Annotated in this window: 23 protein-coding genes and 1 pseudogene; 20 read left to right on the top strand and 4 right to left on the bottom strand. The window is 59.0% G+C overall.

All coding sequences use genetic code 11. The annotated features are described in order from the left end of the window. Nucleotides 1-147: 147 nt before the first annotated feature. From nifA (NKH33_RS24960) to NKH33_RS25000, 9 genes are all read left to right on the top strand, one after another. Nucleotides 148-1911 (top strand): nif-specific transcriptional activator NifA, encoded by a 1764-nt coding sequence (gene nifA, locus NKH33_RS24960; RefSeq protein WP_352921956.1) that lies wholly within the window; start codon nucleotides 148-150, stop codon nucleotides 1909-1911. A 238-nt stretch (nucleotides 1912-2149) separates the two neighbouring features. Beyond that, on the top strand, nucleotides 2150-3628 hold the full coding sequence (gene nifB / locus NKH33_RS24965; RefSeq protein ID WP_352921957.1) for a nitrogenase cofactor biosynthesis protein NifB: 1479 nt from the start codon (nucleotides 2150-2152) through the stop codon (nucleotides 3626-3628). Between the two features lie 32 nt (nucleotides 3629-3660). Then, a complete protein-coding gene (locus NKH33_RS24970; RefSeq protein WP_023678248.1) occupies nucleotides 3661-3855 on the top strand; it encodes a 4Fe-4S dicluster domain-containing protein in 195 nt (64 codons plus the stop codon). Nucleotides 3856-3953: 98 nt separating this feature from the next. Beyond that, the gene (locus NKH33_RS24975) at nucleotides 3954-4274 is read left to right on the top strand and encodes a nitrogen fixation protein NifZ (protein ID WP_352450751.1); all 321 of its coding nucleotides are present in this window, start codon (nucleotides 3954-3956) and stop codon (nucleotides 4272-4274) included. Then, a complete protein-coding gene (nifT, locus tag NKH33_RS24980) occupies nucleotides 4271-4483 on the top strand; it encodes a putative nitrogen fixation protein NifT (protein WP_023678250.1) in 213 nt (70 codons plus the stop codon). The genes NKH33_RS24975 and nifT overlap by 4 nt, the downstream gene beginning before the upstream one ends. A 36-nt stretch (nucleotides 4484-4519) precedes the next feature. Beyond that, nucleotides 4520-5440 carry an SIR2 family NAD-dependent protein deacylase gene (locus tag NKH33_RS24985; protein ID WP_352921960.1) on the top strand — a complete coding sequence of 307 codons (921 nt, stop codon included), beginning with the start codon at nucleotides 4520-4522 and terminating at the stop codon, nucleotides 5438-5440. A 54-nt stretch (nucleotides 5441-5494) separates the two neighbouring features. Next, nucleotides 5495-7363, top strand: coding sequence for an ABC transporter ATP-binding protein (locus NKH33_RS24990; protein ID WP_352921961.1), 1869 nt, complete (start codon nucleotides 5495-5497; stop codon nucleotides 7361-7363). Continuing rightward, entirely contained in the window at nucleotides 7363-9258 is a 1896-nt protein-coding gene (locus tag NKH33_RS24995; RefSeq protein WP_352921963.1) for an ABC transporter ATP-binding protein, read from the top strand. The genes NKH33_RS24990 and NKH33_RS24995 overlap by 1 nt, the downstream gene beginning before the upstream one ends. Nucleotides 9259-9417: 159 nt before the next feature. Then, nucleotides 9418-9621, top strand: coding sequence for a hypothetical protein (locus tag NKH33_RS25000; protein WP_352457028.1), 204 nt, complete (start codon nucleotides 9418-9420; stop codon nucleotides 9619-9621). 246 nt (nucleotides 9622-9867) lie between these two features. On the opposite strand, the gene NKH33_RS25005 is transcribed toward NKH33_RS25000, so the two are convergent. The 3 genes from NKH33_RS25005 to nifA (NKH33_RS25015) form a co-directional block, all read right to left on the bottom strand. After that, nucleotides 9868-10908 (bottom strand): LLM class flavin-dependent oxidoreductase, encoded by a 1041-nt coding sequence (locus NKH33_RS25005; RefSeq protein WP_352915431.1) that lies wholly within the window; start codon nucleotides 10906-10908, stop codon nucleotides 9868-9870. Nucleotides 10909-10999: 91 nt separating this feature from the next. Further along, nucleotides 11000-12139, bottom strand: a complete 1140-nt coding sequence (gene hisC / locus NKH33_RS25010) for a histidinol-phosphate transaminase (RefSeq protein WP_352472406.1) — start codon at nucleotides 12137-12139, stop codon at nucleotides 11000-11002. Between the two features lie 237 nt (nucleotides 12140-12376). Further along, nucleotides 12377-14149 carry a nif-specific transcriptional activator NifA gene (gene nifA / locus NKH33_RS25015; protein WP_352921965.1) on the bottom strand — a complete coding sequence of 591 codons (1773 nt, stop codon included), beginning with the start codon at nucleotides 14147-14149 and terminating at the stop codon, nucleotides 12377-12379. Nucleotides 14150-14884: 735 nt separating this feature from the next. Between nifA (NKH33_RS25015) and NKH33_RS25020 the strand changes: the two genes are divergently transcribed. The 3 genes from NKH33_RS25020 to NKH33_RS25030 all read left to right on the top strand — a co-directional run bounded on the left by NKH33_RS25020 (nucleotide 14885) and on the right by NKH33_RS25030 (nucleotide 17811). Then, the gene (locus NKH33_RS25020; protein ID WP_352687756.1) at nucleotides 14885-15094 is read left to right on the top strand and encodes a hypothetical protein; all 210 of its coding nucleotides are present in this window, start codon (nucleotides 14885-14887) and stop codon (nucleotides 15092-15094) included. 54 nt (nucleotides 15095-15148) lie between these two features. Further along, on the top strand, nucleotides 15149-16477 hold the full coding sequence (locus NKH33_RS25025; RefSeq protein ID WP_352687757.1) for a dicarboxylate/amino acid:cation symporter: 1329 nt from the start codon (nucleotides 15149-15151) through the stop codon (nucleotides 16475-16477). 302 nt (nucleotides 16478-16779) lie between these two features. Beyond that, nucleotides 16780-17811, top strand: coding sequence for a LacI family DNA-binding transcriptional regulator (locus NKH33_RS25030; protein ID WP_352921967.1), 1032 nt, complete (start codon nucleotides 16780-16782; stop codon nucleotides 17809-17811). A 580-nt stretch (nucleotides 17812-18391) separates the two neighbouring features. Here NKH33_RS25030 and NKH33_RS25035 read toward each other — a convergent pair. Next, nucleotides 18392-19321, bottom strand: coding sequence for a LysR family transcriptional regulator (locus tag NKH33_RS25035; RefSeq protein WP_352506788.1), 930 nt, complete (start codon nucleotides 19319-19321; stop codon nucleotides 18392-18394). A 269-nt stretch (nucleotides 19322-19590) separates the two neighbouring features. On the opposite strand from NKH33_RS25035, the gene NKH33_RS25040 reads away from it, so the two are divergent. The 8 genes and pseudogenes from NKH33_RS25040 to NKH33_RS25075 all read left to right on the top strand — a co-directional run bounded on the left by NKH33_RS25040 (nucleotide 19591) and on the right by NKH33_RS25075 (nucleotide 25916). Then, nucleotides 19591-20184: a NodA family N-acyltransferase gene (locus NKH33_RS25040; protein ID WP_352483781.1), complete on the top strand. Its 594-nt coding sequence runs from the start codon at nucleotides 19591-19593 to the stop codon at nucleotides 20182-20184. Beyond that, nucleotides 20181-20840 (top strand): chitooligosaccharide deacetylase NodB, encoded by a 660-nt coding sequence (nodB, locus tag NKH33_RS25045; protein ID WP_352615317.1) that lies wholly within the window; start codon nucleotides 20181-20183, stop codon nucleotides 20838-20840. Before NKH33_RS25040 ends, nodB begins: the two co-directional genes overlap by 4 nt. 14 nt (nucleotides 20841-20854) lie before the next feature. Continuing rightward, a complete protein-coding gene (gene nodC, locus NKH33_RS25050) occupies nucleotides 20855-22213 on the top strand; it encodes a chitooligosaccharide synthase NodC (protein ID WP_352687760.1) in 1359 nt (452 codons plus the stop codon). 48 nt (nucleotides 22214-22261) lie between these two features. Continuing rightward, nucleotides 22262-22858: a nodulation methyltransferase NodS gene (gene nodS, locus NKH33_RS25055; RefSeq protein ID WP_352687925.1), complete on the top strand. Its 597-nt coding sequence runs from the start codon at nucleotides 22262-22264 to the stop codon at nucleotides 22856-22858. 35 nt (nucleotides 22859-22893) lie between these two features. After that, nucleotides 22894-23139 (top strand): annotated as a pseudogene (locus NKH33_RS25060) (carbamoyltransferase N-terminal domain-containing protein); the annotation flags it as partial. Between the two features lie 43 nt (nucleotides 23140-23182). Further along, complete coding sequence (gene nodI / locus NKH33_RS25065; protein WP_023719311.1) at nucleotides 23183-24094, top strand: nodulation factor ABC transporter ATP-binding protein NodI; 912 nt, start codon at nucleotides 23183-23185, stop codon at nucleotides 24092-24094. Between the two features lie 3 nt (nucleotides 24095-24097). Next, nucleotides 24098-24886, top strand: coding sequence for an ABC transporter permease (locus tag NKH33_RS25070; protein WP_352483783.1), 789 nt, complete (start codon nucleotides 24098-24100; stop codon nucleotides 24884-24886). 67 nt (nucleotides 24887-24953) lie between these two features. Continuing rightward, on the top strand, nucleotides 24954-25916 hold the full coding sequence (locus NKH33_RS25075) for a LysR family transcriptional regulator (protein ID WP_352687762.1): 963 nt from the start codon (nucleotides 24954-24956) through the stop codon (nucleotides 25914-25916). The last annotated feature ends 5 nt before the right edge of the window (nucleotides 25917-25921 follow it).

The following is a 25921-nucleotide window of genomic DNA, read 5'->3' on the forward strand; positions in this document are numbered from 1 at the left end:
GTACACCTGAGGTCGCGACCAACGCCAAGTCTATCTTTGCTTGAATTGCCGCGCCACGAAGAGAAGCTCGTGAATACTGTGCTTTCAGAATTCAGACTCAGACACAAAAGGAGGAGCACTCTGGACGACAACCGCTGAGGTGTTTCCATGGCTCACGTACCGCAAGATCGGGTCGACGAGGTAGCACCTCGGGATACCCGCCCTGAACCGCCCATCAAAAGCATGCCCCAAGCAGATATCGCGCTCAGGGGACTCTACGAGATATCGAAGGTGCTGACCGCCCCCAGCGAGCTGGAGATTACGCTCGCCAATGTCGTGAACATCCTGCCTTCGTTTCTGCAGATGCGTCACGGAGCAATCGTCGTCCTGGACGCTGAAGGAGAGCCGGAGATTGCCGCAACTGCCGGCAATGCCCACGCACCTCAATCAGGCACTCGCCGCGTCATACCACAGGCCATAACAGATCAAATCGTCGCTACGGGGACGCCGCTCTTCATACCGGACGTCCGCAAGTCCCAACTATTTCAGGCTGACCTTCAAACATCTTCGAGCAGCGGCACCATCCCAATTGCCTTTATCGGTATCCCGCTAAAGGCTGATCATAAAATCCTTGGGACATTGTCGATCGACCGCGCCGGAGACGGCGCCACCGACTTTCGCGACGACGAGGACACATACTTCCTGACGATGGTCGCCAACCTTGTCGGCCGGACGATCCGTCTCCACCGCATCCTGAGTACAGATCGTCAGCGGTCTGTCCATGAGCAATGGAGACCGGAGAAATCGCCCAACGAGGGGAGGACCTACGACCCTGCCCGGCATGCGGATGTCAAAATCGACGGGATCATCGGGGAAAGCCCCGTACTCAAGCAGGTGCTCGAAACCGTCTCGGTCGTAGCAGGGACCAATTCCACCGTGCTACTGCGGGGTGAAAGCGGCACCGGCAAGGAATTCTTTGCGCAAGCCATCCATAAGCTCTCACGTCGGAGGAAGAAGTCTTTCGTCAAATTGAACTGCGCCGCACTGTCTGAAAGCGTTCTGGAGTCAGAACTGTTTGGGCATGAAAAGGGCGCTTTCACGGGTGCTATCTCCCAGCGCGCCGGTCGTTTTGAATTGGCAAATGAGGGAACGCTGCTACTTGATGAAATCGGCGAGATTTCGCCGGCCTTTCAAGCCAAGCTGTTGCGTGTCTTGCAGGAAGGCGAGTTGGAGCGAGTCGGCGGCACCAAAACGCTACAGGTCGACGTGCGCCTCATATGCGCCACCAACAAGGACCTCGAGACGGCCGTCATAAAAGGGGAGTTCAGGGCCGACCTTTATTACCGCATCAATGTGGTGCCAATTATCCTGCCTCCGCTCAGAGAGCGACCCGGCGATATTCCACGCCTTGCGAACGCCTTCCTCAATCGATTCAACAAGGAGAACGATCGCGCACTCGCCTTCGCGCCGTCGGCGCTTGACCTGATCTCGCAATGCTACTTCCCTGGTAACGTCCGCGAGCTGGAGAACTGCGTCCAAAGGACGGCCACACTTGCGCGTTCAAGGACGATCACGCCATCCGATTTCGCCTGTAAGAAGAGCCAGTGCCTTTCCTGGCTCCTCTGGAAGCGAGCCGACCGCTCGAATGGCGGCAATATCATCGACGATCTCGCACGGGTCAACGCACGGCCGGTCGGATTGCGGCTGCCGGCCAGTCGCATCGCTGCCTCCGCAGGCAACGTATCTCCCCTTGCGGCCGGCGATCCGAACGATCCCGCTTGTCCCCCGCGTCTGACGGAACGCGACCGGCTGATCGACGCGATGGACAAGGCCGGTTGGGTTCAGGCCAGGGCGGCTCGTATCCTCGGCCTCACGCCGCGGCAAATCGGCTACGCGCTGCGCCGACATGGCATCAAGGTGAAGAAATTCTAGACGTCGTGATGACGTCAAACGTAAGCCCGAAGTAGTCTCCCTCACACCCTTCGCGCCCAAGGCTGGTAGCCTTCGCGACCCGATTTGCTTGTCCACTGTCGGAAGCCCGACAAAGGTGTGTCGGAGCAATCCGACGGAATCCGACACGAAAGCCAATTCGTGAACCAAAACCGCTCTTTGAGCTGGCATAGCTCTTGCGGTTTGAACTGCGACATTCACCCAGCAACGGAGCCGTTCGATGTCCGCACCGGCAATTTCGCTTGAGAGCCTCAGCACGACATTCGATGACCAGTTGCTTGCCACCGTGAAAGCCGGTGGCTGCGCGTCTTCGTCCTGCGGCTCGTCGATAAAGCCGGACGACACGGATCCGGCTGTCTGGGACAAGATCAAGGATCACCCCTGCTTTTCAGAAGAGGCGCATCACTATTTCGCGCGCATGCACGTCGCGGTCGCGCCCGGCTGCAATATCCAGTGCAACTACTGCAATCGCAAATATAACTGCGCCAACGAAAGCCGGCCTGGGGTGGTCTCCGAAAAGCTGACGCCCGACCAGGCGCTACGCAAGGTGGTCGCGGTCGCCAACGAGGTGCCGCAGCTTTCCGTGCTCGGCATCGCCGGACCTGGCGATGCCTGTTACGACTGGAAGAAGACGAAGGCAACGTTCGAACGAGTCGGCAGGGAAATCCCAGACATCAAGTTTTGCATCTCCACGAATGGGCTCGCGCTGCCGGACCATGTCGACGAGCTTGCCGACATGAATGTCGATCACGTGACGATCACCATCAACATGGTCGACCCTGAGGTCGGTGCAAAGATCTATCCTTGGATCTTTTACGACCATCGCCGCTACTTCGGCATCGAAGCCGCCCGGATCCTGCACGAGCGGCAGATGTTGGGTCTGGAGATGCTGACCGCGCGCGGCATCCTCACCAAAATCAATTCGGTGATGATCCCCGGCGTGAACGATGAGCATCTGATCGAGGTGAATAGATGGGTCAAGGAGCGAGGCGCGTTCCTGCACAACCTCATGCCGCTGATTTCGGACCCGGCGCACGGCACGCACTACGGACTGAGCGGGCAACGCGGCCCAAACGCAATGGAGATGAAGGCTCTTCAGGATCGTGTCGAAGGCGGCGCCCAGTTGATGCGCCACTGCCGGCAGTGCCGGGCAGATGCCGTCGGCCTGCTCGGTGAGGATCGTGGCCAGGAATTCACACTCGACCGGATTCCCGGCGAGGTCACCTACGATGCCAGCAATCGCAAGGCCTATCGGGAGTTGGTCGCGGAGGAGCGCCGTGATCACGTGGCGGCTAGGAGAGAAGCGATCGGATTGGTCAAGGCAGCGAGCCCCGGCAAGTCCCTTCTCTTCGCGGTGGCGACCAAGGGCGGCAGCCGCGTCAATGAACATTTCGGCCATGCGAAGGAATTCCAGGTTTATCAAGCCTCGCCGAGAGGGATCAGTTTTGTCGGGCATCGGAAGGTGGAGCAGTATTGCCTCGGCGGCTGGGGCGGAGAAGCCGCCCTCGATGGCGTCATCGCAGCGCTTGAAGGCATAGATATCGTGCTGTGCGCCAAGATCGGAAACTGCCCGCAGGATCAGCTCGCCGACGCTGGAATCCAAGCCACCGACGCATATGCCCACGACTATATCGAGACCGCAATCAGCGTGATTTGCGCGGCCGCGTCTGGGACCCCCGCACTCGCGGCGACGGCCTGAGCGCGTCTCATCCATTCGGACCAGGAGTTAAAATGGCTTTCAAGATCATCGCATCCCAATGCACCCAATGCGGCGCCTGCGAATTCGAGTGTCCCTCCGGCGCGATCAAGTTCAAAGGCGAGAGCTATGTGATCGAGCCGCAAAAGTGCACCGAATGCGAGGGGGTCTTCGATGCGCAGCAATGTGCCTCGGTATGCCCGGTGCCGAAGACCTGCGTTCCTGCGTGACGGACATTGGGCCGCCGACATGGTCGGGGATGCCTTCGCAGGACGCCTGGAACGCCTTTGTTCACAATCTGCGCCTCAAGAGAAATCAGGGAACGGACATGTCGCTCGGACGCGAAGAGGAGGTCGAAATCCGCAGGCCTCCACGATTCATGCCGGGAGAGCGGGTACGTGCCACTCGCCACATAAAGAATGACGGCACCTATCCTGGCAGGGAGATCGGCGAAAATCTCGTGCGGAAGGGCGACGAGGGATATGTGCGCGACATTGGCACCTTTCTCCAGCAGTTCTTCATCTATGCGGTCGAATGGATCGACCGTGGCACAGTCGTCGGCATGCGAGCGCGTGAACTGATGAGCCTCGACAAAGCCGAGGTGCCCTGCAGTGCTGATAGCAATACCAATGAAGGGACGGCCAGATGAAAGTCATGATCCGCAGGACCGATGCTGGCTTGTCGGCGTATGTCCCGAAGAAGGACCTCGAAGAGCCGATCATCAAGCTCGAGAAGGAAGAGTTGTGGGGCGGAACTGTGACGCTCAGGAACGGGTGGCGGCTCCTCCTACCCGATCTTCCACGGGATACGCGTCTGCCGATCACCGTCGAGGCAAGGAAGGTTTCCGAAGAGGACTGATGCTGCCCCTTGATAGGTGCGTCGCGAGGAACGAGCATGAACACGATCCTGACATCGGGCCACCTCGTCATCGTGCGGGACAGTTTTGCCGAAAAGCTGCTTGACCTGGCGAAGGAAGCGCTCGCCGCCGATGAGGTGATCCCCTATCTCGGTCCGGGTCTTCTTGGGTTCAACTGTGCGGAACCGCCTGTGCCGCATACGCCGGAGCTCGTTGCCGCGGCACTCAATGCGCGGGCGCCGGCCCCTTCCAGGATCCGCACCAATATGTGGTCGGTTGCGCAGTTCATCGAACAGCGCCGGCATCGCCGGACGCTTCAAGCTTGGATGACCGACATATTCGCAGCGCCGGTGGCGCCGACCCTCCTCCACGCCTGGCTCGCAAGGCTGCCGCTCTCCCTCATCGTCGACAGCTGGTACGACGGCGCGATGCGCACGGCTCTCGTAGAGACCGGCCGAACGGACGTCGTTGAGATACAAGGCGTCACGCGGGCGAACGAAATCGGTAACATTTGGACGAAAACCTACGATGTGTGCGGGAGGGAACTCGACCCCCGATCGGGGGCGAAGACGGTTCTCTATACACCTCACGGGAGTATTAGGCCGGCGCAAAACTTTCTCGTCGCAGATTCCGACTATGTCGAAGTCCTGACCGAAATCGATATCCAGACACCGATCCCAGACGTGGTGAAGGAACGGCGCATCACCCGTGGATTTTTCTTCGTTGGCTGCCGCTTCAACGATCAGATGCTGCGCACCTACGCCAGGCAGATCATGAAGCGCTCCCGAGGTCCATATTGCGCGGTAATGGACGCGGAAACGCTGACCAGAAACGAAGCGCGTTTCCTTGCGGCAAGCGGAATCACGGTGATCGACATGCCAGTAAGTGAAGCCGCGGCTCGGCTTATAGGAACGCGCCCTGCTGCGGTGGACAGGATTAACAATGGCGGGCCCCTTTGATGATTGGTCCTTCGGCTTGCCTCGAAGGCGCAAAATGCAGTCGGGAATACACCCGTGAGCAGTGATGCTATCGGCAGCGCAACGAACGCTCTGAATTCGTTGACCGATGTGGAAGCGGCGCGCTGGGGCCGGGATTTGAGTACGCTGTTGCGCATCACGCGTATGAATTTGCGGCACCCCTGGCAGGTCGCCTTCGCTATGGGCTCGACGGTCCTGGCGGCAATCCTCCAGTTGCTCATTCCCCAGCTTCTCGGCCGGGCCGTCGACCTGACCCAGACAGCCATCGGGGGCGGTGTCGCGGGGACCGCGGCAGGACAAGCGCTCTGGACCCCTGCTCTCCTGCTGCTCGCCGTCAGCGCGCTACGCGGCCTTTTCACGATGGCGCAGAACTATTTTGCCGAAGCCGTCGGGCATCATGTCGCGTACGAACTGCGGCTCGCCTACTACGACAAGATCCAGCGTCTCAGCTTTTCCTTTCACGACCGGGTCCATTCAGGCGATCTGATCACCATCGGAATGCTCGATCTCCAAGGCGTGCGGATGTATTTTTCCACCGCGCTCGTTCGCGTGCTCCTGCTCACCATGCTGATCGGGATCGGCGCCTACATGATGATCTCGACAGATCCCATGCTCGGCCTGGTCGCGCTGAGCTTCGTGCCTTTTGTCGCCTGGCGCTCATCGGCCACACAGCTTAGGCTGCGCGCCACCTGGCTCGACCTGCATGAGCGGCTTTCAGTACTAAGCCGCGTGATGGAGGAAAATCTCGCAGGCATCCGCGTGGTCCGCGCTTTTGCGGCTCAAGCCTATGAGATGCTGAAGTTCGACGGCGCTTCCAAGAACGCGCTCGACCTCGCCCACGACCGAGTTGACATCTACGTGCCCAGCACGTCGGCGATGACCTTGTCCTTCTTTTTCGCAATGGGATTGGTGCTCTGGATCGGTGGCAGCAAGCTCGTCGCTGGCGAGATAAGCGTCGGAACGGTGGCGACCTTCCTGACCTTCATGACAATCCTGCAAATGCCAGTCCGCCAGATCGGCCTCATGGTCAATGCCTTTGCCCGCGCTTCTAGCTGCGGTTCGCGGCTTTTCGGTCTCCTCGACCAGGAGATCACAATCAGGGATGCTCTCGAGGCCAGACCGCTCGAGATAAGCGACGGCACTCTGCGCTTCCACAATGTCTCGTTTGCGTACCCCAGCGCCGAAAACCGCGCCATTCTGAAGAACCTCAGCTTTGAGGCCCGTAGAGGCGAGACGATCGCGATCGTCGGTCCGCCGGGTTCGGGCAAATCGACGATAGCTCATCTGGTCCCACGCTTTTATGACGTGACCGGTGGCGCCATCACGCTGGACGGCCAGGACATACGCAATGTCACCCTCGCGACGCTTCGCAAGACGGTCGCCGTCGTACAGCAGGATGCATTCCTATTCACCACTACGATCGAGAACAACATCGCTTATGGCGATCCCTGGGCGAAGAGACAGCGAATCGAACGCGCTGGCGAATTCGCCCAGCTCCACAACTACATCCTCGGGCTCCCAGCGGGCTACGAGACGGTCGTGGGCGAACGCGGCGTCTCTCTCTCTGGCGGCCAGCGCCAGCGTCTCACGATTGCTCGCACCATGATGCTGCGCCCCTCCGTCGTCGTTTTCGACGACTCAACGGCCGCGATCGATGCCGGCACCGAGCAGCGCATCCGCGCGGCGATGCGGCGCTTCGCCAAGGATCGGGTGACGATCATCATCGCGCACCGGCTGAGTGCGCTTGTGCATGCCGATCAGATCCTTTTTGTCGATAACGGCGAAATCGTAGAACGCGGCACGCATCAAGAGCTTTTGGCGAAGCGGGGACGCTACAGGGCCCTTTACGATCTCCAGACGCGCCCGGGTGATGACAATATGACCCAGTATGGGGGCGCCCGCTGATGGCGCAGGGCCGCGCCGGCGAAGTCGAAGCCGAACGTGACGACGGTAGACGCCCTCCGCGCGCGGTTGTCGGCTCGCACCGCATCGAGGAGGAGATGTTCGGCCGGGCTTTCGACAAGAGCATCCTCCGGCGCATCTGGGCTTTCGTCCGTCCCTATCGGGCCAGGGTAGTCATCACGATTGCAGCAATGCTGATCTTCACCGGGACGCAGCTTCTCATCCCGTTGTTCATCCGCTACGCGCTCGACCAGGGCATGAACCCGGCAAGGACCGATCGCTCAGCCCAGCTCGCGGCCGTCGGCGCGTTCGTTTTGGCGATTTTGGTCAATTTCGCTGCCGGCTACATGCAGGAAACCGTGGTTGGGAAAGTGGCCGAAACTGTCCTGTTCGACATCCGCCGCGCCATGTTTGGCCATCTGCAGAAGGTTTCGCTCTCCTTCATGGACAAGACCGAGGTCGGACGCCTCATGTCGCGCCTGCAAGGCGACGTCAACTCCATACAGGAATTCCTCGAAACCTCGGTATATTCCGTAGGCGATGTTGCGCTTCTCTTCGGCATCGTTTTCGTAATGCTGTGGCTCGACTTCCGCCTCGGCCTCCTGACGCTCTCGGTTCTGCCGGTCCTGGTGATCGTCCGCATTGTCTGGCTGCCGCGTGCCCGCGACGCCTTCATGGCCGCACACGAGACTAATTCCGTCGTCAACGGCGCGCTGGCCGAAGCCATTCACGGCGTGCGCACCGTCCAGTCAATGGACCGCCAGCAGGTGAATTTCATCCTTTTTGACGACAAGGCCCATGCCAACCTCAGGACCCACCTGATCGCTGCCAAATATGCACTGGTCATGGTGCCTATCGTCGATGGCCTCACCGGCCTCGCCATGGCCGCCGTTATTGTGGTCGGCGGCTCGATGGTCATGAATGGCCGCATAGATGTGGGGGTTTTGGTAGCCTACCTGTTTTACATCCAGCGCTTCTTTGACCCGATCCGCTCACTCACCCTGCAATATTCGGTCATGCAGCGCGCCATGGCCTCAGGCAAGCGCCTGACCGATGTGCTCGACGTCAAGATCGATGTTCAGGACAAACCCAATGCCGAGGTGCTTTCGCCCGAAATGGACGGCTCGGTCGAGTTCAGGGACGTCACCTTCGGCTACAATCCCAACCATTCGGTGCTGAAAAATGTCTCCTTCCGGGTCAATCCCGGCGAGACGGTCGCACTGGTCGGGCCGAGCGGTTCTGGCAAATCGAGCGCGATGGCCCTGGTCCACCGCTTCTATGATGTTCAGCAGGGCCAAGTGCTGGTCGGCGGACATGATGTGCGCGATCTCACCCAGGAATCGCTCGGCCGCCAGGTCGCCATGGTGCTGCAGGAGCCGTTCCTGTTCACCGGGACGGTCTTCGAGAACATTCGATACCACAAGACGGAAGCCACGCGCGACAAGGTGATCGAGGCCGCCAAGGCGGTCGGCGCCCACGACTTCATCATGAGCCTCGCCGACGGGTATGAGACCCAACTTGGCGAACGCGGCGACAACTTATCTCTCGGCCAGCGCCAGCTTATCAGTTTCGCCCGCGCCCTCGTCGCCGACGCCAAGATCCTCGTGCTCGACGAAGCTACCGCCAACATCGACAGCTACACGGAAATGCAGATTCAGAAGGCTCTGATAAAGCTGCTTGAAGGCCGCACTGGCCTCGTGATCGCCCACCGTCTTGCCACGATCCGGGGTGCCGACCGCATCATCGTGCTTCAGAATGGCCAAGTTATTGCGACTGGCAACCACGATCAGCTATTAGCCATGGGGGGCCTGTATTCCAAACTCTACAATCTCAACTACGCCTCCTTTGACGATATTCCAGAACACGATACGACCGTACAAGCCGGCTCCCAGACCTGACGTCTTGGCGGCCTTGTGGTACTGACATTGACCTCGGGCGTGCCGGCGGACACTCAGGCCGCCGCAGACGAGGAAGCAGGCAGCATTCATGCAAAGCACTCGCGCGGATCGTGAAGACCGGCTGCGAACGATTTCCTCCAGCGTCGTCATCCGACCGCGGTGCACGCCGCGACATCGGGCGAACTCGCTCCAGGTGGTGTCGCTCGGCGTAGCAAAGCCGCTCGCGAGCGCGCCCTCAACAGCGCCGTAGCGAGTGACGGCTTTGCTACCGCCGAGCCGCTGATGAAGCTGGATGCGGGAGCCGCCACCGGCGCCGCCCCGGTCGAGAAGAACCTCTTGCGGCGGGCTATGGGCAACGACTAGCGCGAGCGCGACGAGCAGATGCGTGCCGGCATCGTGACGCGCTCGGCCATCATCTCCTTAGGATCGTGCAGTCTCACACCGTGCCCAGATGCCGGCCAACGCACAAACCTGGTAATCTGTGCCGCCGGCTCGTCGTCAGTTTGGCCTCCCTCACGATTTCCCAATCCCCACCACGTGCACGCTCGAGCAATGTGAGGGAGCGCTGTTACAACGATTTACCTTCGGATCAGACCGCGAATTTCACGGTCAGACAAGTCGAGCCATGATTTCGGATTGAATGGTCGTCGCGGTGTACAGGGAAGCATCTAGCGGCAGATTCCCAAATGCCAGTTGACAAAGAAGGTAGTTAGCACCTGCCTCTTCCAACTGACTGAGCAGAGCTTCTCGCACAGACGCTGCTGATCCTACCACGCACAATTCACTCTCGACTGCCGCATCGAAGGTCAGCGGCAGGTTGGGTGGAGTGGGGATAGCGTTAAGCTCGTAAAGGAATTGGAAGCTCTTGAGCCATCGATCGTAAGCAGGTGCCGCGAGCGAATAGGCATGTGTGTCACAACGCCCAACCACGACCATGCGGAGCAATCCAATAAATGGCGCTCGATCGCCCGCGCCAGTGTTGTCCTCTTGATAGGCGCGGAACGCATCAGTAGTTTTGCGAACAGAAGAGGAAGGTCCTACACACGCGATATTTGCTCCATTCGCAGCGGCCCAGGCTGCGGACTCGGGTCGATTGGCGGCGACCCATGTCGGCGGATGTGGACGCTGATGAGGTCTTAGCGTCAAAGGAACGTCATTGAGCTCAAAATGGCGGCCTTGATAGCACAGCGTGCCAACCTTCATGGCATTAACAAGTATTTCAACAAGAATTTCGCTGGCTTCCGCATAGCGGCCCGGCACCGCGTCCGCACCAATCCCGAAGTAACCCAATTCGATCGGGAGAGCACCGCGCCCTATGCCCAGTTCGAGCCTGCCACCGCTCAACTGGTCCAGCATACAGATCTCTTCGAACGCACGCAGCGGATGATAAAGCGCAAGCAGCATCACCAAGGGTCCGAGACGCAGGCGCCGGGTGCGCTGGGCGACGCTCGATAAGAACAGATTCGGCGATGGACCTCTCCCATGGGGGGTACAGTGGTGCTCTGCGAGATGATAGGCATAGAACCCTAGCTGATCGCACGCCTCTGCTAATATCAGGCGATCTTCGTACTGCCGGGCGATATCGAGGCCGTCCTCGTCCAGATGATCGAAGATGCCGAAGGCTAGGTTTGAAGGAAAGACGTTTGTCACTCGATATTGTCCCTGATTTTAAAGAAAAATGTTGTCGTGCTTGGGTGACCAAGCAAGTCTAAAGATAGCAATGTGTGATATCGGATTAGCGTCAGCGTACCGAACGAGCAGAGCCTGACGCTCCCCTGCCCGTGGTGCTTGGTATGTTTAAGCTTCCAACTATATCGCGAGCGGCAGCAAGAAATGCATCCAATTGCTCTTTTGTGCCGATGCTGACGCGGATGCAATGTTCCAAACCATTGTCCGGAAAGTAGGCAACGAGTATCTTTTGCCTTTCCAAGGCTGCTTGCCACCATGAGCCGTCCTGTCCCGCTGGCACACGGGCTAGCAAGAAATTTGCGTGGGAGGGCGTTACGGAAAATCCAAGTTGCGACAGTGCGGCTGTCACTCGCTGTCGTTCATGTCTGATGTGCTTGTGGTTCTCTGCGTAGGCGCCGCGATGCGCAAGCACGCTGATACCAACCGCATGCCCGATCACGTTCATGTTGAAGACGTTCTGGATGTTGCGCAGCCTGCCAATAATCTCAGGGTGACCGAAACCGAAACCGACGCGAATGCCGGCGGCGGCATAGCTCTTCGAAAATGTTCTCAAGATCAGAAGGTTCGAATAACGGTTGATGAGGCGCAGCCCGTGATCGGGTGCAAAGTCGACGTAGGCCTCATCAAGGACGACCAGGCGATCCGATTGTGCCACGAGGCGTTCGATATTGCTTATCGAGAGGAATGTTCCGGTCGGATTGTTTGGATTGGCCACCAGAATGAACTTGGCGTCTTTTGCCGGACCGGAAAGCAATTGCTCCATTGGCAGCGAATGAGTTTGACATCCGATCTCGAGAAACTCAGCACCATGCAACATGGCAAGTTTGCGGTTGAACGAAAACCCTGGCGATATCATCGCCACCTTGTCGCCAGGGGCGAGGAAAGCTCTGTAGATGAGTCCGAGCAGTTCAGACGACCCGTTGCCTGCGATGACCTGATCCGTGGATACGCCATAGGTATTGGACGCTGCTTCCCTCAAGCTGATGTTATCGTCGTCCGGATACAGATACTGGCGCTGGAGGGCCGCCACTGCACTTTGCATTATGATTGGCGGCAACGGAAACGGGTTCTCATTCGTATTCAGCTTGACAAAACTTCTGTCCGGCGCTGGTCCGTTGGACGGCAGAGCATCTAACTGTCGCGTCCCTTGCGGAAGAGACGAAAGCACAGCTTGCAGTTTTGCATCGGACATATTTTATCTCCGTTTCAGTCGCACAGGGCATCCGTATGAGCTCGCAACGAGAGCAACATGGCGGACGGATTGACGATGGCAGCGTCGCCTTTCACAAGATGGTCGCAACGCCGGCTGCCACGACGGGAATTCGGCCAGGCTGTCCTCGGTCGGATCGACTTGACGCGGACGCGGATCTGCATCCCTGCGCGGGCCAAGCCGCTAAGCGGTCTCAGCTAATCCGCCTGAGTCATGCTTTCACAGACGCTTGACCTCGATGCCGTATTTCCTCAGCACGTAGCCAATCTGGCGCGGGGTCAGTCCAAGCAGGCGCGCCGCCTTTGCCTGCACCCAGCCACATCTTTCCATGGCAGCAATGACGCGCTCGGCGTCGGTGGTCCTCGCGCCCAATGAGTGGGTTGCTCCGGCAGGCGGGACTGTGGTGGCGGCCGAACGAGCGGCCGCATCCGGAGGCGTGGCCGGATTCACTGCCTCTGGCAGGATTGGCGCTGGTTGCGGCGCGGCCTTGCCCGATCTGCTCTTCCGCAGCGCCTCGGCAAAGCATTGGTCGTGGGAGCACGCAAAGTCGTTTCTCCCGATTGATCGTCCCTCCGCCAGGATCGCTGTCCGGTGCACGCAATTTTCAAGCTCGCGAATGTTGCCGGGAAATTCACATTTCATCAGTACTTCAATCGCACGCGGATCGAAGGTCAGCGTACGGCCGTTCTCATCGTTGAAATTCTTGAGAAACTCAGCTGCGAGGAGCGGAATATCGCTGCGCCTTTGGCGTAATGCCGGCACCAGCAAGGGAACCACGTTGATGCGATAATATAGGTCGGCGCGGAACTCATTCCTTGCAACCGCCTCTTCAAGGTTCCTGTTCGTGGCGGCAATCACGCGAACGTCGACCTTGATGGTCTGGTTGCTGCCGACGCGCTCAAACTCCTGCTCCTGCAGCACGCGCAGTAGCTTTGCCTGGAAGGAGGCCGAGATCTCGCCGATCTCATCCAGAAACAACGTCCCCTTGTCGGCGAGCTCAAAGCGACCCTTGCGGGAATTGAACGCGCTTGTGAAGGCACCCTTCTCATGACCGAACAATTCGGATTCCAGGACTGTCTCTGGCAGCGCTGCACAATTGAGTTTGATGAAGGGCCGCTTGGCGCGCGGCGACAACTCGTGAATTGCCTTGGCGACCAGCTCCTTCCCGGTACCGGATTCGCCTCGCAACAGAACCGTGGTCTTTGCCTTAGCTACAACTGCGATCTTCTCGAGCAGCGCGCTTAGCGCCGGACTATCGCCAATCATTCCCTTGACGTGAACCTTCTTGCGCTGCGGTGCAGGGTGCTTGACATCAGAGAATTGCGTTTGCAGCCCATCTTCCACCTCCGTCGGTCGTTCGCGGTCGCCCGCGGAGAAGCGGTGCAACTTGACTGTCTGTCCCACCATGTTGGCTATCATGGTGAGCAGCCGGACATCATAATCGAGCCGATACGTTGACCTGCTGTCCAAGGCGCGGTCGACAGTCAGCGTGCCTACGGCGTTCCCATCAACACGAATGGGAACGCCGATGAAGGACACGGTGTCGGAGGCCCCAAGCACCTCTATGTCAGCGGCAGTGAAGGCCGAATGCACCGCTATGTTCTCGGCGACGAGCGGCGTGTCCGTCGTCACAATCAGATCGATTGCCTTGCGCGGCAGGCGCATCCGGGAGCGCTCATCGCTGTTCTCGTCGCAGCCGGTGACTACGGTGATGTCCAGTACGCCCTCAGCGTCGAAGAGAGCGATGATGCCGTGCCGCATCTGCACAAACGAGGGCAGGAGATCGACGACCTTGGCCAACGTGACTTCGAGCCGGGCGGGGTCGGTGAGTACTTTCGATATTTCGAAGATGCCGGTAAGCGCGTGCTCGTGCGATGGCACAAAAGGGACCGCGGTGTTCATCTCGGACTTTGGGTAAGCCCTTTTCGCATCCGGAAGCGAAATGCGGCACTCGCTGGCATTTTGTTCTGATTTGGGAATGTTGTGGTGCATATGATCCTCGATCTCGCGCCATGAAATGCATGCCGGCGGCATGTGCGCCCGCGACGTCGCGGGCAAGCGCGAAAATGCTCTGACGTGAACTCGTGCCACCGCCGTGTGGTCGAGTGCAAAGCGGGTCGACCCCTGACGCATCGCTTGGCTCTCCCTCCACGAAGCTTGGCCACGTTCTCGGCTTGCACGGGGGCAACCACACGTTGATTTTCAAAAGACTGGAGCGAGGCGGGATAGTCAATCGAGCTTTCTTTCATTCGTGAAAGGAAACCTCGCGGCCTATGATAGAATTCATCAGTTCTAATTTTTGTCGGCGATGTTGAACGACAGAAATACGGCGCCGGCGATGCGGTGCCCGAGCGGCTGACCGCGCCGAGTTGCCGGGCCGTGCCAGTCACCAGCGCCTGCGAACCAGGGGCGGGAGCGATAATCACTGCCGACGACACTGGTCGGTCGCGGCAACCGCCATTTCCTCGATATTGATGACGCAGATAAGGCGGCGGCGTCGCGTGTGAAGGCGCGAAGGTGGCGGTCGAGCGCGGCTTTCTCGGCGGTGCTCGGAACTTCTGAACCGCATCGTCGCGGTCAGCACCAGCGGCGTCAATCCCTACGTCTCGACGTCGCTTTCAAGCTGTCGCTGCAGCGGGAGCGCGGCAAAGAACACGGCAATTCTGCGCCCTGGTGCCAGCGATGCGGCCCTTCCCAAAGTCGGCAAACCGAGGAGCCCGCCACGATGTGCAGCAAAACCGCAAGCCAGAGAGATCGACCGGCAATCTGCCGAAGAACATCAAGCGCGTGCTGGACGGCGGCCTTGTCATTCCCGTCTTGTGCCACCGCATTCATCCCATCATTGGCGAGCCCAACGTCAGTTCAGGTCATGCGGATCCATTTGGCATGGGTATTGCGGCGGCGTTGGTGCAGCGTTCGACCGGAGCGCCGCGATAGGGAGAAGCCCGGGAGAAGTCACGCCACCTCGATCCGGTCAGGGAGAGAGAAACAGTGTCAGCTGCACAAGTCCGCGGCGCGAGTCCCGCGCCCCGCAAACCCTTCTATGCCAAGCTTTACGCGCAGGTGCTTGCCGCCATCGCCCTAGGCGTCGCAATTGGCTATTTCTATCCGGGGACCGGCGAGAGCCTGAAGCCGCTGGGTGATGCCTTCATCAAGCTGGTCAAGATGATCATCGCGCCTGTCATCTTCCTGACAATTGCGACCGGCATTGCCGGCATGAACGATCTTCACAAGGTCGGCCGGGTCGCCGGCAAGGCAATGGTCTATTTCCTCACCTTCTCGACGCTGGCGCTGATCGTCGGCCTCATCGTCGCCAATGTCGTCCAGCCTGGCGCCGGCCTCAACATCGATCCGGCCTCGCTCGATGTCCAGGCCGTGAATACCTATGCCGCAAAGGCCCACGAGCAGTCGGTCACCGGCTTCCTGATGAACATCATCCCGCCAACGATAGTCGGCGCCTTCGCGGAAGGCGACATCCTGCAGGTGCTGTTCTTCTCGGTTCTGTTCGGCATGGCGCTCGCGATGGCCGGAGAGACGGGCAAGCCTGTCGTTTCCTTCCTTCAGGCGCTCATCGCGCCTGTCTTCAAGCTCGTCGGCATTCTGATGAAAGCCGCGCCGATCGGCGCTTTCGGCGCAATGGCCTTCACCATCGGCAGATATGGCATCGGTTCGGTCGTCAACCTCGCGATGCTGGTCGCGACGTTCTATTTCACCGCCTTCCTCTTCGTGTTCGGGGTTCTCGGCGCGGTCTGCCGCTACAACGGCTTTTCGATCTTTTCTCTCATTCGCTACATCAAGGAAGAGCTGCTGCTTGTGCTCGCAACGTCCTCCTCGGAGGCCGCGCTCCCCTCGCTCATGCAGAAGATGGAGAAGGCGGGCGCCAGGCGTTCGGTTGTGGGTCTCGTCATCCCGGCCGGATATTCGTTCAATCTGGACGGCACGAATATCTACATGACCCTGGCGGCCCTCTTCATCGCGCAGGCAACGAACACGGACCTGTCAATCGGCGATCAGGTGCTGCTGCTGCTCGTTGCGATGCTTTCCTCCAAGGGCGCTGCAGGTGTGACAGGTGCGGGCTTCATCACCCTGGCTGCTACGCTCGCCGTAATTCCGAGTGTTCCCGTTGCTGGGATGGCACTGATACTCGGCATCGACCGCTTCATGTCCGAATGCCGGGCGTTGACTAATTGCGTTGGTAACGCAGTGGCATCCCTCGTCGTCGCCCGCTGGGAAGGAGAATTGGACCAAGCGCAGATGAAAGCCGCCTTCTGCGGTCATCAGCTTGCCGAGGCATCAAACCGGCTATCCTCCGCCGAGTAAGGTCGACGCACCGCGACCGGCTTCGCCAAGCTGGTCACATGACCTGAACGATCGACTCGCAGGCTCTAAACGGCGCCTCACGGACCATGTATCAGAAGCGCTAAATGTGTGAGTGCAAATCATCGCCGCCCTAAGCGAATGAACCTTCCGTTATACCCGGCCGGTCTACGTCTGGAGTAGTCCAATACGCTGTCGATCATTCAGTATGCGGGCGTCTTCACTTTGCCCACCCGAAACCATTGTCGAATCGCGCTAGGTGACAGAGAGCCAGCCTGCGTCAAAAACCAATCAGAATAGGACCCATGACCAAGCGCCCCACAATTGCCGATCTCGCCCGCGAATCCCGAGTCAGCGTAGCAACGGTCGATCGGGTTCTGAACGCCCGCCATCCGGTGCGCGAGGAGACCGCGCGGCGGGTCCACGACGCCGCCCACGCGATCGGCTATCATGCTGCCGGGCTCATCAAGCAGCGCTTGCGGCGAGACCTACCGTGCTACCGTCTGGGCTTCATCTTGAGAAAACCGGCCCAGCATTTCTACCAAGACTTTGCGCGCGAGGTCGAAGCGTCGGTCAATTTGGCCCAGTCCTTCCACGGCATTCCGCTCATCCAATTCGCCCCGTCACATATGCCGAGCGACCTAATCGCACCGCTCAAGGATTTGGGCGCACGCTGCCATGCGATCGCGATGGTGGCACCGGACCACCCAAGAATTACAGCAGCGGTTGAGGACCTCAAGGCCAAAGGCATTCCGGTTTTCTCGCTGCTTTCCGACTTCGCCGCCGGCGTGCGACAGGGCTATATCGGCCTCAACAACCGCAAGGTGGGGCGCACGGCCGCTTGGATGGTGTCCAAGGTCGCAAAACGGCCCGGCAAGGTGGCGGTGTTTGTCGGTAGCCATCGTTTCCAGGGGCACGAGCTCCGTGACGTCGGCTTTCGCTCCTATTGCCGTGAGAACGCGCCGACGTTCGAGGTGCTCGATCCGCTTGTGAACCTGGAGAAACGGCAGGTCACCTACGAGGCAACACTTGATCTCATGCAGCGGGAACCCGAGCTCGTCGGCTTCTATGTCGCCGGGGGCGGCATGGAGGGCGCCATCTCCGCGGTCCGGGAAGAGGGTAAAAGTCGCGATCTCGTCGCGATCGTGAATGAAATCACGCCGGAATCTCGGGCGGCACTCGCTGATAACATCATCACGATGGCGGTCGCCACGCCAATGCGCCGGCTTTCCCAGGAGCTGATAACGCTGATGACGCGGGCTATCGAGACCGGCACTGCTGAAACACCAGGACAGACATTTCTGCCGTTCGACATTCATCTGCCGGAAAATATATGAAACTGATGGCTTCTATCGTAAGCGGGGAAGTTTCCTTTCATAAATGAGAGAAAGTTGATTGATGATCCCATCCACGCGGGGTAGCCGCACCCCACAGGCCTCAGCCGCGGCCCAGGATGAAGCGCCAATTGGTGAACGGATCGGCCACGCGTTCAGGCGGAAGCGCGAGGTAAATTGCCTACATCCGCAGCGTCAATCGCGACCGGCTTCATTGCCAACATCTCGACGTTGTCGGTCCAGGGCGGTGTCGTCAAGGATGCCTCACGCCAGTAGCCGAGCGAGGCCGGCACAGTCCATTGGGATTGACCTCGTCGACCGGCATCTCCTCGCCTGGCCGCGCGTGAAAAGCCGCGGCAAGGCCGGCAAAGTTGGCATTTGAGTGGGGCTAAACATCTTCTGGGACTTCGCACGCGAAATCGGAGGCGGCAGTCAACTCAGCACCAACCCGGGCATGTGTTCTGCTCGTTCCTGGCCCTCGTACTCAGCAAGGAACTGCGCCGCTCTGCCGAGCCAAAGGCCTGACGCCCGAATGGCAACCGCTCCTACGCGATCGCGACCGCCTCCAGGAAGCCCGAGACGCTCAATAGCTTTCAAGCAAAGGCGCCAGGCGAGATGCCTCCTGCAACATCATTTCCCGCATCCACAGGCTTGCCGGATCAGTATTGTGAAGCGCGGGCCATTGGACGGCCTCCGTGAATGCGGGATGAGGAAGTGGCGGCGGAAGTCCGACAATCCGCAGGGGTGTTGTTTTTGCGAAATGCTGCGCCAGCCGTAAGGGCATGGTCCCGATGCGGTTGGTGCCTGATATGACGGGCGCGATCAGGCTAAAGCCCTGTACGACGACCTCGATACGTCTCTCGAAACCGTGCTCGAGCAAATACCACTCCTCCATGGTGGGCTGCCGGGTGTGCCTGAATTTGAGCACGACATGCCCCATCGACAAGTATCGCTCGAATGTAAGTGGCTCTGACAGCTGCTTGTTCGTGCCGCAGCCTACGCATACGAGCATATCTTCGAACAGGGCTGCGCGAGGATGTTTCGACATGAACACTTCCGGCATAATCAGAAAATCAACGTCGCCGCGCCGGAGAAGCTCCTCGGGGTCGTCGCAAATAGGCAGACATTCGAAGCGGACGGCGGGAGCTTCCCGCGCAGTACGCTCTACGATCCTCTTAAAAAGCACGAGCGTGAGGTAATCGGAAAGCATGATTCGGAAGAGACGATCCGATTGGGCTGGGTTAAAGGCGTCGGAGGAAATAATCGATAGCTGGATGTGCAGCAATGCGTCCCGGACTGCTGGGGCAAGCCCCTCCGCGCGCGGTGTCAAAATGAGCTCGCGGCCGTTCATCGTAAATAGCTCATTGCTGAAGTAGGCGCGTAACCGAGCGACGGCGGCGCTCATGGCCGGCTGGCTCAGGTTAATACTGTTGGCCGCGGCAGTGACTTTACGCTCCCTGATCAGAGCGTCCAGCACAACGAGGAGATTCAGATCCAGCCCCTTAAACCGCATATCCTGATCTATCCAGCGTGTGGATGGGCATCATCTAAACAATCAATTTTACGAATTTACGAACCATGCATTAGAGGAACGTAAATGACCGACGTCAAGCTCAAATCGACGGCGCCGCCACACGGGGGGGAACATCGAGAGAGCTCATTGGCGAGCCCCCACCGGCTGGCTCACCGTCGCTAACGACAACGGTTGAGTGCAGCCAACAACGCCGCCGCTTTGGCCGGGTAATGCGGCCCGCAAGAAACTATTTTGAAGAGAGGTCCTGAATGCGCCCTCAGGTGCAGTGGAAATTGTGCTGGGAAAACGAGTTGCAGCTCTCGGACCACGTCGAGCTCGCCCAGTTCTTTCGTAATACCTACGGGCCGACTGGGGCGTCCAACGCAGAACCGTTCGAAGGTAGTCGAAGCTGGGCCGGCGCCAGGCCTGAACTCCGCGCAATCGCCTATGATTCGAACGGTGTAGCGGCTCACATGGGCATACTGCGCCGTTTCATCAAGGTTGACGCGGTCGATCTGTTGGTGGCTGAGCTGGGCCTGTACGGGGTACGTCCGGATCTTGAGAGTCTCGGAATCGCCCATTCAATCCATGTCGTGCTTCCAATACTGCAGGAGCTTGGCGTTCCATTCGCTTTCGGAACCGTCCGGCACGCGCTGCGGAATCATGTTGAGAGGTTCGGGCGGCGATACAGCCCTTTGGCCGTCTTGTCGGGAATTCGCGTGCGCTCCACCCGACCAGAGGCGCGCCTCGACCTGCCGCCCACACGCATTGATGACGCACTCACCATTGTTCTGCCAGTTGGACGGCCGATCAGCGAATGGCCCACGGGCACGATGATCGATCGGAACGGACCAGAGCTATGAGCCGTCCCGATTGCTTGTACGAAGTGCGCCGTGAGTGCTCTGACGGCACCGGCCGTCGCAGCGTTTATCTGACGTTTGACGACGGTCCCAATCCACTTTTCACACCGGAGATTCTGGATGTGCTGGCAGAGCAGCGGGTGCCGGCCACTTTCTTCGTCATCGGCGCCTACGCCTTAGAGCACCCGGATCTAATCCAACGAATGTTTGCAGAAGGGCACGAGCTAGGCAACCACACGATGACTCATCCGGATCTGTACAAATGCGGCTTCGGCGAAGTGCAACGTGAGATCTTTGAAGCGAACGGCGCCATCATGAGGGCGTGCCCCCAGGCCTCGGTGCGCTATATTCGCGCGCCCTACGGGGCCTGGAGCGAAGAAGTCTTCACAGCGTCACAGATCGCCGGGCTGACGGCCCTCCATTGGTCCGTCGACCCTCGAGATTGGTCTCGCCCTGGGGCCGACGCGATTATCGATACCGTGCTCGCCTCTGTCCGGCCGGGCGCAATCGTACTCTTGCACGACGGATGCCCTCCCGGCGAGTTGAGCCAGGGCGCTCACGCCGGTCTGCGCGACCAGACGGTCACGGCGCTGTCCCGGCTGATTCCAGCACTTCATGAGCGCGGATTTGTAATCCGCTCACTTCCTCAACATCACTGAACAAACGAGATCCCATGACTCTTCTTGGTACAACCAGCACTGTGGCCATTTCGCTTTATGCACTGCTCTCGACTGCTTATAAGAGCATGCAGGGGATTTATGCTCTGCCGACAAACGACTCATCGGCGTTGGAGGATCTCGTCGGCTCCGATCAACTGCCCAGCGTGGATGTCATCGTCCCCTGCTTCAACGAGGATCCGCGCACGCTTTCAGAGTGCCTGGCGTCCATTGCAGACCAAGAATACGCCGGAAGACTTCGGGTCTATGTGGTTGATGACGGTTCTGGAAATCGCGAAGCCGTAGGAACTGTCCACGAAACCTACGCGCGCGACCCTAGGTTCGACATCATTTTGCTTCCCGAGAATGTTGGAAAGCGCAAGGCGCAGATCGCCGCGATACGCCGCTCATCCGGGGATTTGGTGCTTAACGTTGATTCAGACACGATACTCGCGCCCGACGTCATCACCAAGCTTGTACCGAAGATGCGAGATCCAGCGGTCGGCGCAGTCATGGGTCAGTTGATTGCCAGTAACCGGAGCGAGAGCTGGCTGACAAGGCTGATAGACATGGAGTACTGGCTGGCTTGCAACGAGGAGCGCGCGGCACAGGCTCGCTTCGGTGCCGTTATGTGCTGTTGCGGCCCATGTGCCATGTACCGCCGGTCTGCGCTCCTTTTGTTACTGGACCAGTACGAGTCGCAATTTTTTCGGGGCAAGCCAAGCGACTTCGGGGAGGATCGCCATCTCACTATCCTCATGCTGAAAGCAGGCTTTCGAACCGAGTACGTTCCGGGCGCCATCGCGGCCACAGTCGTTCCGAACAGACTCGGACCGTATCTGCGCCAACAACTCCGTTGGGCACGAAGCACATTCCGGGACACGCTGCTTGGGCTGCGCTTGCTGCCCGGCCTCAATAGCTATCTCACGTTGGACGTGGTCGGACAGAATCTCGGGCCGCTACTCCTCGCCCTATCGGTACTAACGGGCCTCGCACATTTCGCACTGACAGGCACTGTGCCTTGGTGGACAGGACTGATGATTGTGTCCATGACCATGGTCCGATGCAGCGTGGTAGCATTTCGTGCTCGACAGTTTCGATTTCTGGGCTTTTCCCTGCACACGTTCATCAACATCTTTCTCTTACTTCCCTTGAAGGCCTACGCGCTGTGTACATTGAGCAATAGCGATTGGCTGTCGCGAAGCTCTGCTGTCGCTACATCGAACACTGGGGGAAAACAGGCCCCCACCCAAACTCCGATCACTGGATCAAGCAGGGCAGAATTCTCACCGCATGCGGCTCCGCTTCGCAGGCTCAATCTTGCGCGGGATTCTTCGGGATTAGCGCTGTCGGGCAACATTTGCGGCGACGAGTGATCGCTAATTACCTAGGTGGACGAGAGGTGGACGAGTTTGACCCAGAACATGAATCATCAGTTGCTCGATCAGGAATTGGCCGCAGACGATCCGTGGCGCCTCGACGGCAATCCGTTCGAGCGGGAGCGCCACACGCAAATGCTCCAGCTGGCGCTTGCCCAAGGCTCCATTACAAATGCCCTCGAAGTCGGGTGCGCTGCCGGCGCATTCACGGAAAAACTAGCTCCCAACTGCCAAGGGCTCACCGTCATCGATGTGGTGGCGCAAGCGATTGCTCGAGCACGTCAACGGATAAAGGAGCCGTCGCGCATCAACTGGATAGTCTCCGATGTTCAACAGTTTTCGACCGACGAGTTGTTTGACCTGATCGTTGTGGCGGAGGTCCTATACTACCTCGAAGACATAGCCGAGATGCGCGCGGCCGTCAAAAACCTGGTGCGGGTGCTTGCGCCAGGCGGGCATCTGATCTTCGGATCGGCAAGGGATGCTAATTGCCGTCGCTGGGGTCACGCCGCTGGTGCTGAGCCGGTCATCGCCATGCTGAACGAAACGTTGATCGAGGTAGAGCGTCTTGAGTGTCGGGGCGAGTCGGTCAACGAAGACTGCTTGCTCGTCCGTTTCCGGAACCCGCTTTCCGCTTCCTGATGAATCGAATCTATCGCCGTTAACGTGGAGACACTATGCGCATCTGTGGTACCAAGCTGACCCATGATGGGGCGATCGCCCTTGTCGAGGATGGACGGCTCGTCTTCTGCGTTGAGCAGGAAAAGCGGCACAACAATCCGCGTTATCAAACCATCGATAATCTCGACGTAATTGTCGCCGCTTTGGCGGAACAGGGGCTAAATCCTTGTGATGTCGATCAGTTCGTTATCGACGGCTGGGATGGCGAAGACGAGTCACAGTTTCAGGTCCGGCAGGCAACCAAGCAACCGCCAGTCTTGGCGTCCCTCTCGGTAAAATGAACCCATGTCCATGGTAGCGATCGATCTTACTGACGTAAGCAAAACTTATGACAAGCTCGTTGTCGACAGACTGTCGTTCCGCGTTGCGGCGGGGGAATGCTTCGGGCTCTTGGGACCGAACGGTGCGGGCAAAAGCACGATTGCGCGTATGGTCCTCGGCATGACATCGCCTGATGCGGGGAAGATTACTGTGCTCGGCGCTCCAGTGCCGGCGCGCGCGCGTTTGGCACGTATGCGCATCGGCGTGGTCCCGCAGTTCGACAATCTTGATACCGCGTTCACTGTACGCGAGAACCTGTTGGTGTTCGGGCGCTACTTCCGGATGAGCAGACGCCAGATCGAAGCGGTCATACCGTCGCTGCTTGAGTTCGCCCGCCTCGAGAACAAAGCGGATGCGCGCGTCGCCGAACTGTCCGGCGGCATGAAGCGGCGCCTGACGCTCGCGCGTGCGCTGATCAATGACCCGCACTTGCTGGTGATGGACGAGCCGACCACCGGCCTCGATCCGCAGGCCCGCCACCTGATCTGGGAACGGCTGCGATCGCTGCTGGCGCGGGGCAAGACTATTCTTTTGACTACCCATTTCATGGAAGAGGCCGAGCGGCTGTGCGATCGGCTGTGCGTTATGGAGGAGGGGCGCAAGATCGCCGAAGGCCGCCCGTCCGCACTCATTGACGAGCAGATCGGCTGTGACGTGGTCGAGGTCTACGGCGGCAATCCGCATGAACTGGGTGCGCTGATCCGGCCGTACGCACAGCGCATCGAGGTGAGCGGTGAGACGCTTTTTTGCTATGCACCCGATCCGGAGCAGGTGCTGGTGCAGCTACGCGGGCGCGCCGGTCTGCGCCTTCTGCAGCGTCCCCCCAATCTCGAGGATGTGTTCTTGCGGCTAACCGGGCGCGAGATGGAGGACTGAACAATGGGCGAACGTTATGCGGCGGCCATGCCCGCCAATGCGTGGAATTGGGTCGCGGTTTGGCGCCGCAACTATCTTGGATGGAAGAAAATCGGGCTTGCATCGGTTCTCGGCAACCTCGCCGATCCGATGATCTATCTGTTCGGTCTCGGCTTTGGCATCGGAACAATGATAGGTCCTGTTGAGGGCACTTCGTACATTGCGTTTCTCGCGGCTGGCATGGTTGCCACAAGCGCGATGGCATCGGCGACTGCTGAAACGGTTTACGGGAGTTTCGGCCGCATGGACAACCAGCGCACCTGGGAAGGAATGCTATGCACTCAGCTGACGCTCGGCGATATCTTACTCGGCGAATTGGCGTGGGCAGCCACCAAGGCCCTGATGGCGGGCACAGCAATCACTATTGTTGCCACCACGCTCGGCTACACATCGTGGCCATCCATCCTCTGCTTGCTGCCAGTCATCGCTCTCAGTGGCCTCGCCTTCGCGAGTCTAGCGATGGTCGTCACGGCGCTTGCGCCCAGTTATGAATATTTCATATTTTATAATACGCTTGTTGTAACACCCATGCTGTTCCTTTGCGGCGCGATGTTTCCGGTCAACCAATTGCCCGGCGCCTTTCAGGACGTCGCCTCCTTGTTGCCGCTCGCACATGCAATTGACCTCATTCGTCCGGCGATGCTTGGCCGTCCGGCCGGCAGCATGGGCCTGCATATCGGCGCGCTTTGCATATACACGGTTTTGCCGTTCTTCCTATCGGTTGCTCTATTTCGTCGTCGGCTGATGCGTTGACGCTACTTACCATTCGTAAAATTGATTCTTTGGGCGATACCCATCCACGCGTCGGATAGGTCAATACATGCGTTTTAAGGGACTCGATCTAAATCTCCTGGTTGTGCTGGACGCTTTGATCAGGGAGCGTAAAGTCACCGCCGCGGCCCGCAGTATTAACCTGAGTCAGCCGGCCATGAGCGCCGCCGTCGGTCGGTTACGCGCCTATTTCAGCGATGAGCTATTTACGATGAACGGCCGCGAACTCATTTTGACACCGCGCGCGGAGGGGCTCGCCACAGCAGTCCGGGAGGCATTGCTGCACATCCAGCTGTCGATTATTTCCTGGGACGCCTTTAACCCGGCCCGATCGGATCGTCGCTTCCGCATCATCCTTTCCGATTACCTCACACTCGTATTTTTTAAGAAGATCGTAAAGCGTGCTGCGCGGGAAGCTCCCGCCGTCCGCTTCGAATGTCTGCTTATTTCCGACGACCCCGAGGAGCTTCTCCGGCGCGGCGACGTTGATTTTCTGATTATGCCGGAAGTGTTCATGTCGAAACATCCTCGCGCAGCCCTGTTCGAAGATATACTCGTATGCGTAGGCTGCGGCACGAACAAGCAGCTGTCAGAGCCACTTACATTCGACCGATACTTGTCGATGGGGCAGGTTGTGCTTAAATTCGGGGACACCCGGCAGCCCTCCATCGAGGAATGGTATTTGCTCGAGAACGGTTTCGAGAGACGTATCGAGGTCGTCGTACAGGGCTTTAGCATGATCCCGCCCCTTCTATCAGGCACCAACCGCATCGGGACAATGCCCTTACGGCTGGCGCAGCATTTCGCAAAAACAACACCCCTGCGGATTGTCGAACTTCCGCCGCCACTTCCTGCCGCATTCACGGAGGCCGTCCAATGGCCTGCGTTTCACAATAATGATCCGGCAAGCCTATGGATGCGGGAAATGATGTTGCAGGAGGCATCTCGTATGATTACCCCGCCTAAGAGCACCGGACGTCTCAGTTGTCGGCCGACGACCCCTCGGTTATGAGAGGA

It is taken from the genome of Mesorhizobium sp. M1182, from assembly GCF_040318335.1.
Taxonomy (GTDB): Bacteria; Pseudomonadota; Alphaproteobacteria; order Rhizobiales; family Rhizobiaceae; genus Mesorhizobium.

Excerpts from the sequence above, each read along its gene's own strand:
- nifA (WP_352921956.1), top strand. The coding sequence starts at position 148 with ATGGCTCACGTACCGCAAGATCGGGTCGACGAGGTAGCACCTCGGGAT.
- nifB (WP_352921957.1), top strand. The coding sequence starts at position 2,150 with ATGTCCGCACCGGCAATTTCGCTTGAGAGCCTCAGCACGACATTCGAT.
- NKH33_RS24970 (WP_023678248.1), top strand. The coding sequence starts at position 3,661 with ATGGCTTTCAAGATCATCGCATCCCAATGCACCCAATGCGGCGCCTGC.
- NKH33_RS24975 (WP_352450751.1), top strand. The coding sequence starts at position 3,954 with ATGTCGCTCGGACGCGAAGAGGAGGTCGAAATCCGCAGGCCTCCACGA.
- nifT (WP_023678250.1), top strand. The coding sequence starts at position 4,271 with ATGAAAGTCATGATCCGCAGGACCGATGCTGGCTTGTCGGCGTATGTC.
- NKH33_RS24985 (WP_352921960.1), top strand. The coding sequence starts at position 4,520 with ATGAACACGATCCTGACATCGGGCCACCTCGTCATCGTGCGGGACAGT.
- NKH33_RS24995 (WP_352921963.1), top strand. The coding sequence starts at position 7,363 with ATGGCGCAGGGCCGCGCCGGCGAAGTCGAAGCCGAACGTGACGACGGT.
- hisC (WP_352472406.1), bottom strand. The coding sequence starts at position 12,139 with ATGTCCGATGCAAAACTGCAAGCTGTGCTTTCGTCTCTTCCGCAAGGG.
- nifA (WP_352921965.1), bottom strand. The coding sequence starts at position 14,149 with ATGCACCACAACATTCCCAAATCAGAACAAAATGCCAGCGAGTGCCGC.
- NKH33_RS25030 (WP_352921967.1), top strand. The coding sequence starts at position 16,780 with ATGACCAAGCGCCCCACAATTGCCGATCTCGCCCGCGAATCCCGAGTC.
- NKH33_RS25035 (WP_352506788.1), bottom strand. The coding sequence starts at position 19,321 with ATGCGGTTTAAGGGGCTGGATCTGAATCTCCTCGTTGTGCTGGACGCT.
- NKH33_RS25040 (WP_352483781.1), top strand. The coding sequence starts at position 19,591 with ATGCGCCCTCAGGTGCAGTGGAAATTGTGCTGGGAAAACGAGTTGCAG.
- nodB (WP_352615317.1), top strand. The coding sequence starts at position 20,181 with ATGAGCCGTCCCGATTGCTTGTACGAAGTGCGCCGTGAGTGCTCTGAC.
- nodC (WP_352687760.1), top strand. The coding sequence starts at position 20,855 with ATGACTCTTCTTGGTACAACCAGCACTGTGGCCATTTCGCTTTATGCA.
- nodS (WP_352687925.1), top strand. The coding sequence starts at position 22,262 with ATGAATCATCAGTTGCTCGATCAGGAATTGGCCGCAGACGATCCGTGG.
- nodI (WP_023719311.1), top strand. The coding sequence starts at position 23,183 with ATGTCCATGGTAGCGATCGATCTTACTGACGTAAGCAAAACTTATGAC.
- NKH33_RS25070 (WP_352483783.1), top strand. The coding sequence starts at position 24,098 with ATGGGCGAACGTTATGCGGCGGCCATGCCCGCCAATGCGTGGAATTGG.
- NKH33_RS25075 (WP_352687762.1), top strand. The coding sequence starts at position 24,954 with ATGCGTTTTAAGGGACTCGATCTAAATCTCCTGGTTGTGCTGGACGCT.